The organism is Campylobacter sp. (assembly GCF_052170435.1).
Classification (GTDB): domain Bacteria; phylum Campylobacterota; class Campylobacteria; order Campylobacterales; family Campylobacteraceae; genus Campylobacter_A.
In genome coordinates, this window is record NZ_JBQNAN010000029.1 from 1 (window position 1) to 12,988 (window position 12,988).

11 protein-coding genes are annotated in these 12,988 nt (G+C 49.0%); 4 read left to right on the forward strand and 7 right to left on the reverse strand.

Features of this window, described 5'->3' with window-relative positions:
- Nucleotides 1-224: 224 nt before the first annotated feature.
- Both ACTTJF_RS09210 and ACTTJF_RS09215 read right to left on the reverse strand, forming a co-directional pair.
- Nucleotides 225-1,607 carry a DUF945 family protein gene (locus tag ACTTJF_RS09210; protein ID WP_442551711.1) on the reverse strand — a complete coding sequence of 461 codons (1,383 nt, stop codon included), beginning with the start codon at nt 1,605-1,607 and terminating at the stop codon, nt 225-227.
- 21 nt (nt 1,608-1,628) lie between these two features.
- Nucleotides 1,629-2,006, reverse strand: a complete 378-nt coding sequence (locus ACTTJF_RS09215) for a RidA family protein (protein WP_442551712.1) — start codon at nt 2,004-2,006, stop codon at nt 1,629-1,631.
- 94 nt (nt 2,007-2,100) lie between these two features.
- Between ACTTJF_RS09215 and ACTTJF_RS09220 the strand changes: the two genes are divergently transcribed.
- Nucleotides 2,101-2,574 carry a cysteine permease gene (locus tag ACTTJF_RS09220; protein ID WP_442551713.1) on the forward strand — a complete coding sequence of 158 codons (474 nt, stop codon included), beginning with the start codon at nt 2,101-2,103 and terminating at the stop codon, nt 2,572-2,574.
- A gap of 2 nt (nt 2,575-2,576) precedes the next feature.
- Here ACTTJF_RS09220 and ACTTJF_RS09225 read toward each other — a convergent pair whose 3' ends face one another.
- On the reverse strand, nt 2,577-5,639 hold the full coding sequence (locus tag ACTTJF_RS09225; RefSeq protein WP_442551714.1) for an efflux RND transporter permease subunit: 3,063 nt from the start codon (nt 5,637-5,639) through the stop codon (nt 2,577-2,579).
- Entirely contained in the window at nt 5,636-6,883 is a 1,248-nt protein-coding gene (locus ACTTJF_RS09230) for an efflux RND transporter periplasmic adaptor subunit (protein ID WP_442551715.1), read from the reverse strand. Before ACTTJF_RS09230 ends, ACTTJF_RS09225 begins: the two co-directional genes overlap by 4 nt.
- Before the next feature lie 128 nt (nt 6,884-7,011).
- Between ACTTJF_RS09230 and ACTTJF_RS09235 the strand changes: the two genes are divergently transcribed.
- The 3 genes from ACTTJF_RS09235 to ACTTJF_RS09245 all read left to right on the forward strand — a co-directional run bounded on the left by ACTTJF_RS09235 (nt 7,012) and on the right by ACTTJF_RS09245 (nt 10,261).
- Nucleotides 7,012-7,458 (forward strand): MarR family winged helix-turn-helix transcriptional regulator, encoded by a 447-nt coding sequence (locus ACTTJF_RS09235; RefSeq protein WP_442551716.1) that lies wholly within the window; start codon nt 7,012-7,014, stop codon nt 7,456-7,458.
- 1,046 nt (nt 7,459-8,504) lie between these two features.
- Nucleotides 8,505-9,557, forward strand: coding sequence for a TRAP transporter substrate-binding protein (locus ACTTJF_RS09240; protein ID WP_442551717.1), 1,053 nt, complete (start codon nt 8,505-8,507; stop codon nt 9,555-9,557).
- Between the two features lie 191 nt (nt 9,558-9,748).
- A complete protein-coding gene (locus ACTTJF_RS09245) occupies nt 9,749-10,261 on the forward strand; it encodes a hypothetical protein (RefSeq protein WP_442551718.1) in 513 nt (170 codons plus the stop codon).
- A 121-nt stretch (nt 10,262-10,382) separates the two neighbouring features.
- Here ACTTJF_RS09245 and ACTTJF_RS09250 read toward each other — a convergent pair whose 3' ends face one another.
- The 3 genes from ACTTJF_RS09250 to ACTTJF_RS09260 form a co-directional block, all read right to left on the reverse strand.
- Nucleotides 10,383-10,943, reverse strand: coding sequence for a Fe-S-containing hydro-lyase (locus ACTTJF_RS09250; RefSeq protein WP_122862386.1), 561 nt, complete (start codon nt 10,941-10,943; stop codon nt 10,383-10,385).
- Between the two features lie 9 nt (nt 10,944-10,952).
- A complete protein-coding gene (locus ACTTJF_RS09255) occupies nt 10,953-11,798 on the reverse strand; it encodes a fumarate hydratase (RefSeq protein ID WP_442551719.1) in 846 nt (281 codons plus the stop codon).
- Between the two features lie 338 nt (nt 11,799-12,136).
- A partial coding sequence (locus ACTTJF_RS09260; protein ID WP_442551720.1) for a hemolysin family protein occupies nt 12,137-12,988 on the reverse strand: 852 nt, incomplete at its 5' end.

Below are 12,988 nucleotides of genomic sequence, written 5' to 3' on the forward strand. Positions count from 1 at the left end.
GTTAAAGGTGGTTTCTCAATTCGTGAGCTCGAATTATACAGATAGGATGCTTAAAAAATACTGAAGAATAAGAGGGTCGAGAAGAAAATTTAGAGATTTTTTGTTGGGAGTTTTGTTAAATTTGATCTATCAGAAATTTACTTTAATATATAAGCAAAAATAAAACTCATTTAGCGGACGAGGCAGTAAATTTTACACTATCGTCCGCTAAAAATAAAACGAAATTAGTTCGCCATTAGGCTCATTATAAATTCTTTGAGCGAAATTTTATCGTTTACGAGCAGGTCGTCGCTACCGACGTCGTGTTTAAATTTCGCGCTCATATACTCGCCGTCTTTGGCAAAAAGCGAATTTACGCGCTCCTCAAAAGGCTTGATGCCGTCCATCATTTGGTTAAAGTCGCTATCGGCCATTAGCCCCTTATACGCGCTCAAAAACTCCGTTATAGACGCGGCTTGCACCTTTATCTCGCCGTCAAATTTGACCGCTTTTAGCGCCGTTTGGATATCTACGTCGTCATGCAGCGTTTTGCTTTCCGCGCCAAGGCCCGATGCATCGGCTACGGCGTTAAATTTTAGCTCTTTGCCGTTTGGGTTTTTAAAGCTAAAATTTTTAATCTCCATCACGTAGTTTTTACTCATCAAAATTTTATAAAGAGCCGACTCTTTCAGGTCGGTGACATACATCGCCATCGCTTCTTTGTTTACGTTTTTCTCGTTTAGGCTCAAATTTAGCTGTGTGAGCACCTTTTTGCCGTCCACGTCAAGCGCGCCTAGGCTCGCGTCGGTAAGCGTATCGAGGAGATTTGCGTCTGCATTTTGCTTTATCTGCGCTAAAAACGACATGCCAGTAATGCCGACCGATTTTGGAAAATCATAGCCCCTAGTGCTGTTAAAGCTCATTTTATCGGCCTTCACTCCGATTTTAGCTATATTTTCGTAGGCGGTTTGTATGTTTATAAACGAGATTAGATCGTCAAAGCTCTTAAAGTCGTTAAGCTCGATGAGCGCGGAGACGTTTTCTATATCGACCTTATCCGTGCCGTCCGTATCGCCGCCGCCGATTCTACCGACGCCGATTTCTAGGGATTTTATCTTATTTTCTTTGATTTGCGCCTTTGCAAAAGGCTTTGAGATTACAAAGCTAGAGTCATCTTCATTTGTTTTGATATCGGCCAAATTTAATGTCACGTCGCGAGTTTTATCAAATTTTATCAGCGCGTCGACGCTTAAAAACTCGTCAGTACCGAAAATTTTCTTTAGATAGAGCGCGGCTTCGGGCGTTAGCGCCTTCACGTCGCTATGAGCTTTAAAGCCGCTAAATAGCTCGGCAAATCCGTGTTTTAGCGTCGTTTTGGCTTCAAATTTGACCGGATCGTTGCCGTCGGTGAGCTCGAGTTTTAGCACCGCGCGCGAGCTAAACAGCCCTTTGTCGTAGTCGTTTTCTACCGCGTTTGCTTTTATATTAAAAAATCCAAGCTTGAGCGTCTCGCTAGCTAGCCTCGCCACGCCCCTATCGTAGGACTCTTTGGCCTTAGACGAGCCGTAAAACGCGACTCCAAAAACCGCGATCAAAACGACCGCGAGCGCAAATATAACCTTTTTCATTTTTTTCCTTGATTTTAAATTTTACTTCATCGCCGCGATGAGCTCAATCTCGACTAGGCCGCCTTTTGGCAGCGTTTTAACGGCGATCGTACTTCTAGCAGGATACGGCTCGCTAAAAAAATTAGCGTAAATTTCGTTTACCGCCGCAAAATCCTCGATATTGGCTAGAAAAATCGTCGTTTTTACCGCGTTTTCAAAGCCAAGCCCCGCCTGCGTCAAAATCGCCTTTAAATTTAGCATCGATTGCTCGGCTTGAGCTCTCACGTCCTCGCCCGCAAATTTGCCGTCAGGCGTAACGCCCAGTTGCCCTGAAATAAACAAAAGTCCGTTTGCTTCGATCGCCTGCGAATACGGTCCGATCGCTTGTGGAGCGTCTTTTGTAGAGATAACCTTTTTCATTTTCGTCCTTTGTAAAATTTGGGCGCATATTACCTAATTTACGGCTAAAAAAGCAAATTTCGCTATAATTTCCCGCAAGAAAGGCACGGAAAATATGAAAATCACCCTTGCGCCAAACGAGTTTTTGGATGATTACGTTCTTGGCTGCGAATTTGCGCGAAACGCTGAAATCTCGGGCAATGCGTATCTGTTTTGGAGCGGCGCGATCTGCGCTAAATTTGAAAACTCGCGCATCGTTTTTCTGCATAAAAAATGTATTCCCGCGCGTTTTCGCGAGGCCGCCGCGCGCTGCAGCGATCTAGCAGGACTCGTGCTAACGTCGGCGTTTTGCTCGTTTACGACGCTAGCGCCCTCGCATCTAGTCGCCAAAAACGGCTCCAAACTCTACCCGCTTTTTGATCTACGCGAAATTTGCGGGATAAAATTTATAAATTTAAAGAAATTTTACGACGACTTCGGGCTTGACTACGGCTACAGAATTTACATCGAAAAGTGCTCGTTTTTCTCGCCTGCGCCGCTTGAAAAGCGCATAAAGCTAACCGAGACGATGTGTCTTGGGTATTATTAAATTTACCTTACCGCATTTTGCTTATCTTGCTCGGTTACGGACGTGAGTTTAGAGAGGCGCTTGCCGAGGAATCTTTTCGCATCGTCCACGATAGAGTAAACAGTCGGCACGAAAACGAGGCTAAGCAGCGTAGAAACGGCCAGTCCGCAGATCACGGTTACCGACATCGTCGCGCGAAACTCGGCCCCTGAGCCGCTAGCAAACACCGCGGGCGCCATGCCGGCGATCATAGCTATCGTAGTCATCACGATAGGTCGCGCTCTCTCGGAACCCGAGCTTAGCAAAGCCTGCCTGACGCCGCTTCCGCGCAGGCGCTTTTCGATGACGAAATCAACGAGCAAGATAGAGTTTTTACCCACAATTGCCATGAGCATCAAGATACCGATGACGGCGGATAGATCAAGCGCGCCGCCGTAAATTAGCAACCCGCCCGCCGCGCCGCCGATAGAAAGCGGAAGCGCGATAAATATCGTAGCGGGCTGTAAAAAATCGCGAAAAAGTACTACCAAAACCAGTAAAAACATCGTCACGCCAAAGCCCAGCGCGATACCAAACTGCTCAAACATCTCGCTCATATACTCGCTATCGCCGTACTCGGGCGAGACGATGCCTGAGGGTAAATTTTTCATCGCGGGCAGTGCGTAAATTTGCTCCAAAACCTCGCCTACGGTAAATCCGGGCTGCAAATCGGCCTCGAGCGCGATCTTGCAGCGCTTATCAAACCGCTCTATGCTAGCAGCGCCTTGCGAATACGAGATTTGAGCTACGCTAGATAGCGACACTGCTGTCCCCGCCGCGCTTTGGACGTAAATTTTACGCAGAACATCAAGATCGTCTCTAGCGCTCTCCTCTAGGCTCACGCGGATAGGCACTTGGCGATCCGGCAGGTCAAATTTCGCCGACGCCGCGTCCGTGTCGCCCACGGTAGCGATACGCAGAGCCTCGGCTACGGCTTGGTGGCTCACGCCTAGCCTAGCGGCCTCTTTTTTGATTAAATTTACGCGGATTTCGGGCTTTTGCAAAGGCTCGTCTACTTGAGCGTTTTTCGCGCCCGCCACGCCGCTCATTTGGGATTTTATCAGCGCGGCGGTTTTAGAGAGCGCGTCCGCGTCCTCGCCCGTTAGGATGACCGAGATATCGCGCGCGGCCATATCGTTAGCGAAGGCAAATCTCATATCGCTAAATTTAGCCAGCTCCGCCCGCAGCCCGTCTTCAAACCGCTTTTGCGTAACTTCGCGCTGCTTGTGCGGTTTTAGCGTGATTAGCAGCTCGCCCTTGTGCGTTTCGCCGCCGCCTCCGGCTATAGCAAAAACAGACAGAACGGCCGGGTTTTGCTTAACGACGCAGGTTAAATTTATCAGCCTCTCATCGGTCTGCTCTAGCGTAGAACCGGGAGCTAGCGTGATATTTACGCTACTGCTGCCCGAGTCGCTTTGAGGCAAAAATCCCGTCGGCAAAAGCGGAATTAACGCAAAAAATCCCAGCAGTAGCAAAAAGCCGATAAAAAGCGTAAATTTACGGTGATCTAGCGTGGAATTTAGCAAATTTAGATAGGCAGCCTTTAGCTTACCCGCTTCGCGCTCCTCTTTGGCCTCGGGTTTTAGGACGTAGGCCGCTAGTAGCGGAGTGGCTAAGCGCGCTACTAAAAGAGAAGCCAAAACCGCCGCCGCGACGGTTATGCCAAACTGCCTAAAGTACTGCCCGATACCCCCGCCGATAAAGCTAACGGGCAAAAATATCGCCACTATCGTTAGCGTAATGGCAACCATCGCAAAGCCGATATCATCAGCCGCGTCTATGGCGGCTTGATACGGGCGCTTGCCTAGGGCTAGGTGCTTTTTGATATTTTCTATCTCCACGATCGCGTCGTCCACGAGTATGCCGATAACTAGCATTAAAGCTAGCAGGGTGATGCCGTTTAGCGTATAGTCCAGCAGATAAAGCGCTGCAAACGTCGGCAAGATCGAAAGAGGCAGCGATATAGCCGCCACCAGCGTCGCTCTCGCGTCTCTCAAGAAAATAAACACGACCAAAACCGTCAATATCGCGCCCTCGGCCAGCATCCAGATCGTTTGGGTATAGCTTTGCTTGGTCTCGTCTGCCGAGGTGTATATCTCGTCTATCTTTACTTCCGCATGCTCTGCGGTAAATTTAGCCAGCTCCTCCTTGATCTTTTGCATCACGACCGTATCGCTGGCGCCTTTTGAGCGCGAGATGCTAAATCCCGCCGTCTCCAGTCCGTCCATCCTAGAGCGCGACCTAACCTCGGCGTGCGAGTCCTCTACGCGAGCGATGTCGCCCAGACGGACGCTACCGCCGCCCTCTAGTCGGATGGGGGTGTCTGCTAGCTCCTCGATACTCTTTGCGCCGCCCGTTACGCGCAGGCTGTTTTCAGCACCGTCTAAAACGGTCCTGTCCGCCGGCAAATCGGCGTTATTTTGCGCGAGCTGCTTGTTAATATAAGCCGCGTCTATCTTTAGCGAGCTAAGCGCGGCGGGGTCTAAAAGCACCCTAATCTCGCGCGTAACGCCGCCCAGGCGCTTTACTTGTTGTACGCCCGGGATCGCTAGCAGCCGCCTTTTTATCTCGTTATCTATAAGGCGCGATATCTCGCTTTGGTCTAAATTTACGCCTCCTACCGAATAAAACGCCAGCGCGCCGCCCTCGACGTCCACGCGCTCTACTAGCGGCGTATCGATGCCGGCCGGTAGTTCGTCTCTGATCTGCGAGATAGCGTTTCGCACGTCGTTTACGGCTCGATCGACATCCGTCTCGATGGCAAACTCCACCGTCGTAGCCGAGCTGCCCTCGGAGATCGTAGAGCTAACGTGCCTCACGTCCGCCAGCCCACCCACGGCGTCTTCGATGCGCCTAGTAGTCGAGCTTTCCAGCTGAGTAGGCGACGCGCCGGTCTGCGTGACCGTGACGCTAACGATAGGGAAATTTACGTTTGGATTTGCGTTTATCGGTAGGCGCAAAAACGACGCTACGCCGCCTAAGCTAAGCGCAATAAAAAGCACGATAATAGGGATAGGATGATGGATCGCCCAAGACGAAATTTTCACTCCGCGCCCCTTTGCGCCGCTTCGCCGTCGTTTACCAGCGCGGAGGCTTTTAGCGCGACCTCATCGCCCTCGCTAACGCCCGAAATCACCTGCACTAGCCCGTTTGCTCTAAGTCCGGTTTGGATTTTTCGCTTCTGCGCCTTGCCGTCTTTTATTAGCGTCGCAAACGCGCCCGCCTCCGTAAACGAAACCGCCTGCGCAGGCAGCGCTAACGCGCTAAATTCGGGCAGGTCGATGACGGCTTTGGCGTACGAACCGATAAATTTAGCCCCGCCGTCTAGCGAAATTTTAACCTTGCCTAGGCGCGAGCTCGTATCCACGCTCACGGGCACCAGCCGCACCTTGCCGTTTACGGCCTCTTTTACGCCGTAAATTTGAGCCTGCGCGCTCATACCGACTTCTATCTGCGCTAGCTCGGCTGCGTCCGCATCTGCAGATAGCTCGATGACGCCGTCTTTTGCGATGTTAAACAAAGCCTCGCCGCTAGTTAGCGCGCCGATTTGGGCTTTTTTGGCCGTCACGACGCCGCGAACGGGCGCTATCACGCTAGCTTTGCCGAGCTGATCTTTAGCCTCCGCGATCTGCGCGTCTATCTGCGAAATTTGGGCTTTTGCGGAGTTTAGATTCGCTCTGGCGCTTGCTTCTTTCGCGTTTGCTTGTTCGAGTTCTTGCGAGCTGATCGCCTTTTTTGCGGCTAGGTCTTTAGCTCGCTTTAGCGCAGAGCTAGCCTCGCTAAAAGCGGCCTTGGCGGAGTTTAAATTTTGCTTTGCGGCCTCTAGCGCGGCGGTTTGCTGGTCAAATTTCGCTTTTACGCCAGCATTATCTAGCAGGGCTAAAATTTGCCCCTTTTGCACGTTTTCGCTCACTTCGACTAAGATCTGGGCGATTTGTTGGCCTTGCAGCGCCGAGCCTACGGCAACGTCGTCTTTAGCGACCAGCTCGCCGTGCAAATTTAGCTTTGGGCTAAATTTTGTGATCTTGGGCGAGACGACCGTGAGCTTTATGGCTTCGTCGTTTTGATTTTGCCTAGCATCCGAATTTCTGCCGTCTCGGCCGACGATTGATTTGCTAGCATCGCCGTCTTTTACGCTCGCTTGAGCCGTTTGGCGCTCGGACGCGTTTTGCTTGTTTTGCGGCGGCGTTTCTTGCGCCGATTTATTTTCCTGCGTCGCCGCCGTTTGTTGCGCGGTCAAAATCAGCGCAAACGATAAAAAATATGCCTTTAAAATTTTGCCGAATTTCATAAAATTTCCCTTGAAATTAGTCTTAAAATTTATCATATTAACAAAATTTAGGACTAAAAGTCAATCCTAAAACCTTGAAAATATTTTGGGATTTTACTAAAATTCGCCCAAAATAAAAAAGGAAAACGATGTATAACTTTGACGACCTAGGCAAAAAAATCAGCGAGATTGACGAGCGCATAAACGCGCTGATTGCCAAAACAGGGCTTAGCTACAGCGAATTTGCGGTGTTTTATACGCTAGCAAAAGACGGCAGTTCGACGCAAAAAAAGATCGGCGAGGAGTGGCTCATACCCAAGCAAACGGTCTTTAATGTCTGCAAGGATTTTCGTCAAAAAGGGCTAGTGCAGCCAAGCGAGCAAAGCGCCGATAAAAGGGAGCGCGCGATGAGCCTCACGCAAAAAGGACGCGAAGCGGCAGACCCTATCGTGCGCGCTAGCGATGAGCTGGGCGAGCGGGTGTTTGCTAGGCTCGGCGAAAAAAATACCGAAAAACTCTTTTCACTGCTGACGCGCTTTTGCGAGATTTGCGACGACGAGATCAAGGGCGCATCCGAGCTCAAAACCGAAATTTAAATTCGCCGACATTAAATTTTACTTTTTGCGTTCTTTTAAATTCGGCGAAAATTGCGGCTTAAATTTAGCGAATGTTTTTTGCCGGAAAGCGCGGATTTGGCGGTAAAACGCGCAAAATTCATCCAAAGCGCCGCGGTAAATTTAATGTAAATTTATATGGGCAAGCGCGAAATCGCGGGCTTTTGCCAAAACTTTGCGACAAACCGCGCGCAGACCAAAGCTAACGGTAAGCCTCGCGCAAAATGCTCTGGCTGAACGCACCGCGCCCTAACGATATTTATCTTGCCGAATTTTTGATACCATCCGTTTTTCGGCTTGCCGCTTTTGGCGGTTTAAATTTAGGCTTCACTCGCGCGTTTTGAAGCTTAAATTTTACAAATTTCGCCTGGCAAAATTATCAAAAAGCCGTCTTGTTAAATCCTATGCTTAAAATTTGCTGCCGCTTAAACGAAATTTACCTAAATTTAGAAAAAACGCTTACAAACACAAACCGCCGCTAAATTTACTCGGTGCGCTCTTGAGGCTAAATTTACTAGGCAACGGCTCAAGCTACCTAAAACATAGGACGATTTACCGAAGCGACGCAGTAAATTTTGCCTGCAAAATACCGCCGTAAGCGCAAGCGGCGCTACTTTGATTTAGCATTTACGGCACACAAAATCGTCAAAACTAGGCTTAAGGGCGCGCTAGCGTATATTTTTACCGCGAGTTTGCATTATTTTGCCCCAAAAGCGCGGGTAAATTTAAACCGCCGAATTTTAATGCGTCGCGTCTGGCAGCCTGCTGATCTTAAGCCTTGTTCGCGGGCTAATTTGCCGCATGCTTAGATAAAATTTGTCAAGCCCTAGCCTAGACATCGCCGTTTTAACGGCGGCGACCGTCAAATTTATCCGCGAGTAGTAAAATTTAAATTTCGTAACATTTTAGAGATTTATTTACGTTTTTACCCATGTGTAGTAAATTTTGGCAGCTTAAATTTTAAAATTAATCAAAAAATATAATTCAAAACTCTATAATCGGTAAATTTAAAACCGAAAGGAGAAAAAATGAAACTATTTTCAGCTCTAGCTCTATGCGCTGCGATGATGATTAGCGCGCAAGCTGCGGAAAAATACAAAATCAAGCTCGCCTCCACGTACGAGAGCAACGTACCCGTGCTAGGCGACGCTCCAAAGAAATTTAAAGAGCTCGTGGAAAAGATGAGCGACGGCCGTATCGAGGTGCGCGTCGACTATCCGTCCAAGCACAAGGCGGCGTTTGCGTTGCTTGATATGGTCAAAAGCGCCCAGTACGACGCAGCCTTCACCGCGAGCTACTTTTATAAGGGCAAGGACGCCAAGCTCATGCTCTTTACGACCGTGCCTTTTGGTATGAACAAGGCCGAGCAGGACGCATGGTACGCGTACGGCGGGGGCAAGGAGCTCGCGCAAAAGGTCTTTAACGAGTACGGCATCGTGACCTTTCACGGCGGAAATTTCGGCATGCAAATGGGCGGCTGGTTTAAAAAAGAGATCAAGAGCACGGACGATCTAAAGGGACTAAAACTGCGCATGACCGGGCTTGGCGGCGAGATAATGGCAAAGCTAGGCGTAAACATCAACACGATCCCGATCGGCGAGCTATACATGGCGATGGAGATGAACACGATCGACGCCGTCGAGTGGGTCTGCCCTGCGATCGATATAAATTTCGGCTTTCAAAAGGTGGCTAAATTTTACTACACCGGCTGGCAGGAGCCCGCTAGCGAAAATGAATTCTACATCAACAAAAAGCTCTGGGACAAGCTACCGGCCGACCTCCAAGCTATCGTAGAAACTGCGACCAAGGCCGTAGCGGCCGATGTCTACGAGTCGGCGGTTTATCAAAACTCGCTGGTCCTTGATAAAATCAAAAGCGAGTATCCGGACGTGAAAATCGCTTCGTTTCCGCCAGAGATCATCGCTGCGCTGCGCAAGGCTACGGACGAGATCCTAGACGAGCTTTCGGCAAAGGACGCGACGTTTAAAGAGATCCTAGACTCGCAAAAAGCCTTTATGAAAAAGGCTAGAGTCTGGACACAGATCTCTGAAAACAGCTACATAAACAGCACTACGGAGTGATCGCCGCTAAATTTAACGAGCCGTCCAAGTAAAATTTGACGGCTCAAAGGCTAGTGCAAATTTGAGATTAACGCCGGTTTGCTCAAATTTAACTCGCAACTTATTACGCCAAACCTAGTCCCGCAAAGATGAGTAAATTTTAACCCCAATAATGCTAAAATCACGCAACTACCAAATTTGAAAGAAAGGTCATGAAAGTATCTAAATTTTGCCTTTTGGCGGTGATTTTTTGCGGACTCGGCGGCGCAAATCTAAGCGCTCAAACGACGAAAGCCGAGCTAATGGAAAAAACGGTGATCGATTTTTACCAAACAAACTACGGCAACGGCGAAGTGCAACCTATAACCTCGGAGTGGCTAACGCCCGAGCTTGACGGGCTCATTTACGATCAGTTCGGCTCTGCGCTCGGACGTCTGAGCGGCGTAGAACACGTATCGTCGGATCTAGATGCCGATCCTTTTATAGATGCACAGGATATTGACGAGCTCAAAAACTTTAGCGCAAAAGCAGTCTCAGAGAACGAAGTGCGAGTAAAATTTGAGCTGTTTGGCGAAAAACGGGATATAACTTTGCGCCTAATTTGCGATAAAGATTGCCTAATCGACGACGTAAAGCTTAGCGACGGAGGTTCGCTAAAGGCTAAGATTAAAAAATCTTTGAAAAAAGCGTATCCGAGCAATTACGACAAAATTTTTAAAGAGTGAGCGTAAAATTTGAGAATTTTCGCGCCGTTTGGTTTCAAATTTGCCTGCTTTCAAACTGCACGCAAACCAAGAGCGGCGCACGGATAAAGGCGCGAACTAGCGATAACCCGCGCCGATAAATTTATATTTTTTTATACGGAGCTTGTCCGACTTCGTAGAAGTTATTGCCCTCGCTATCTATCGCTACGATAGCTGGAAAATCCTCGACCGTAAGTCTCGCGACCGCCTCTGGGCCAAGCTCTGGATAGGCTAGCACTTCGTACTTTTTGATACTTTGGCTGATTAGTGCGCCCGCACCCCCGATAGCGACCATATAGACGCAGCCTGATTTTTTCATCGCTTCGACAACGGCGTCGCTGCGGTAGCCCTTGCCGATCATGCCGTTGATGCCTACTTCGTTTATCATCGTCGGAGTGTATTTATCCATGCGTCCGCTAGTAGTCGGTCCCGCAGCACCTATGACGTCGCCCGGTTTTGCGGGGCTTGGTCCTAGGTAGTAGATCGTCTCGCCGGCTAAATTTACGGGCAAGGCCTCGCCGCGAGCCAAAGTCTCGGTTAGCGCCTTGTGCGCGGCGTCGCGGGCTGCGATGATGGTGCCGCTTATTAGTACGTTATCGCCTGCTTTTAGGCTTTTTACGACCTCTTTATCAAACGGCGCGGTTATCTTTTTTACTTCTGACATCTTTTCTCCTTAAATTTCAGCTTCGGCGTGGCGAGCGGCGTGGCAGTTGATGTTGATAGCGACCGGCAGGCCAGCGATGTGGGTCGGATACCACTCGATGTTTACTTTTACCGCGGTCGTGTCGCCGCCTAGACCTTGCGGTCCGACGCCTGTTTTACAGGCGAGCTCTAGCAGCTCCTCCTCTAGTTTGGCGTATCGCGGGTCAGGGTTTTTGCTGTCTGCGTCGCGAGCGGCGGCGTATTTTGCCATTAGTGCGGCCTTATCCATCGTGCCGCCTATGCCCACGCCGATCACCATCGGAGGGCAGGCGTTTGGACCCGCTAGCTTAACGGTGTCTAAAAATACCTTTTTCACGCCCTCTAGGCCGTCTGCGGGTACTAACATCTTTAGAGCAGATTTGTTCTCGCTACCAAAGCCTTTTGGAGCCACTTTTATATGGATTTTATCGCCTTTTACTATCCTTACGTTTATGACGGCGGGGGTGTTGTTCGTCGTGTTTTTACGCTCAAATATCGGGTCGTTTACGACTGATTTGCGTAGGTAGCCGCCCACGTAGCCGTCTTTTACGCCCTCGTTTATCGCGTCTTCTAAAAATCCGCCCTCGATATGCACGTCCTGTCCGATATCGACGAACACGACCGCCATGCCCGTGTCTTGGCAGATCGGCGCGATGCCCTTTTGGGCTAGATCGGCATTTTGGAGTACCTTGCCTAGGATGTCTTTGCCTATCGGCGAGCTCTCGTTTTCTCTAGCTTTTTCAAAAGCCGCTCTCATATCGGGCGTTACGACGTAACAGGCCTGCTTGCAAAGCTCGCTGACGGTTTTGGAGATTAATTCCGCTTGAACTACTCTCATCTGTCCTCCTGTGTTAAATTTGTTTTATAAATTTCAAAATATAGAATTTAATTTTTATCTCTTATTAAATTTCGCGAAGTTTATCAAAATAAGCTAAAAAGTTAGATTAAATTTGTGGATTTTGAGAGTCCGAGAGAAAAATCGGTGTAAATTTAGCGAGGCAAATTTAAAGCAATGCCGCAACCCAAATTTGACGAAATAGCTTAAATTTGAGCCGATTTCGCGAGTGAGGCTGCGTTTTCAAATTTTAGACCGACTTAAATTTGAAAATCCGCTTCCGCGCCTCAAATTTAAAACCAAATTTACGCCCCGCCTGCAAAGGTAAGGCGCAAATTTGTCTAGTCTTCATCCTCTTTTTGCTCAAATTTTCTGCGTACTTTGACGCTTGAGATGCTAGCGCCGTCCATCTTGCGCACCTCGTAGTAGCAGTTTTCATCCTCGATCTTGTCGCCTACGACAGGCAAGCGACCGATGAGATTAAAGACGTATCCGCCGATCGTTAGCTCCTCGGTCTCATCGGCAAAGCTTATCCCCATCAGCTCCTCGACGCTTTCTAAATCAAAGCGCCCCTGAAACTCGTAGATATTTTCGTTGATTTTTTTGTAATGCGGGTCGGCGTCGTCGTGCTCGTCGTTAAAGTCGCCTAGGATCTCTTCCATTATGTCTTCCATCGTGAGCAGCCCCGCCGTACCGCCGTATTCGTCTACGACGAGGGCGGCGGAGATTTGCTGCTTGTTCATCATCACAAGGATTTTAGATATCGAGAGGTTTTCGGGCACAATGACGAATTTACGCACAATGCTGTCAAATTCGCGCTTTTTGTTACCCAGGTCGATTTGCAAGATATCTCTGATATGGATCATGCCTAGTATCGCGTCCTTGCTGCCGTCGATGTAGGGGTAGCGCGTGTATTTGGAGTCAAAGATCACTTTGATGTTTTCTTCGTAGCTTTTTTGCTTGTTTATGCAGACCATATCGCGGCGCGGAGTCATGATCTCTTTAGCGACCGTGTCGGAGAAATCGACCGCATTTTTGATGATCTCGGTCTCAAAGCTATCTAAAACGCCGCCTTTTAGGCTCTCGCCCACGATGATTTTTATCTCCTCTTCCGAGTGGGCTAGCTCGCTCTCTTTGGCGGGCTTGATGCCTAAAATTTTAAGCGAAACGCCTGCTAGAAAATCAAAAGTCTT

Excerpts from the sequence above, each read along its gene's own strand:
- ACTTJF_RS09210 (WP_442551711.1), bottom strand. The coding sequence starts at position 1,607 with ATGAAAAAGGTTATATTTGCGCTCGCGGTCGTTTTGATCGCGGTTTTT.
- ACTTJF_RS09215 (WP_442551712.1), bottom strand. The coding sequence starts at position 2,006 with ATGAAAAAGGTTATCTCTACAAAAGACGCTCCACAAGCGATCGGACCG.
- ACTTJF_RS09220 (WP_442551713.1), top strand. The coding sequence starts at position 2,101 with ATGAAAATCACCCTTGCGCCAAACGAGTTTTTGGATGATTACGTTCTT.
- ACTTJF_RS09230 (WP_442551715.1), bottom strand. The coding sequence starts at position 6,883 with ATGAAATTCGGCAAAATTTTAAAGGCATATTTTTTATCGTTTGCGCTG.
- ACTTJF_RS09235 (WP_442551716.1), top strand. The coding sequence starts at position 7,012 with ATGTATAACTTTGACGACCTAGGCAAAAAAATCAGCGAGATTGACGAG.
- ACTTJF_RS09240 (WP_442551717.1), top strand. The coding sequence starts at position 8,505 with ATGAAACTATTTTCAGCTCTAGCTCTATGCGCTGCGATGATGATTAGC.
- ACTTJF_RS09245 (WP_442551718.1), top strand. The coding sequence starts at position 9,749 with ATGAAAGTATCTAAATTTTGCCTTTTGGCGGTGATTTTTTGCGGACTC.
- ACTTJF_RS09250 (WP_122862386.1), bottom strand. The coding sequence starts at position 10,943 with ATGTCAGAAGTAAAAAAGATAACCGCGCCGTTTGATAAAGAGGTCGTA.
- ACTTJF_RS09255 (WP_442551719.1), bottom strand. The coding sequence starts at position 11,798 with ATGAGAGTAGTTCAAGCGGAATTAATCTCCAAAACCGTCAGCGAGCTT.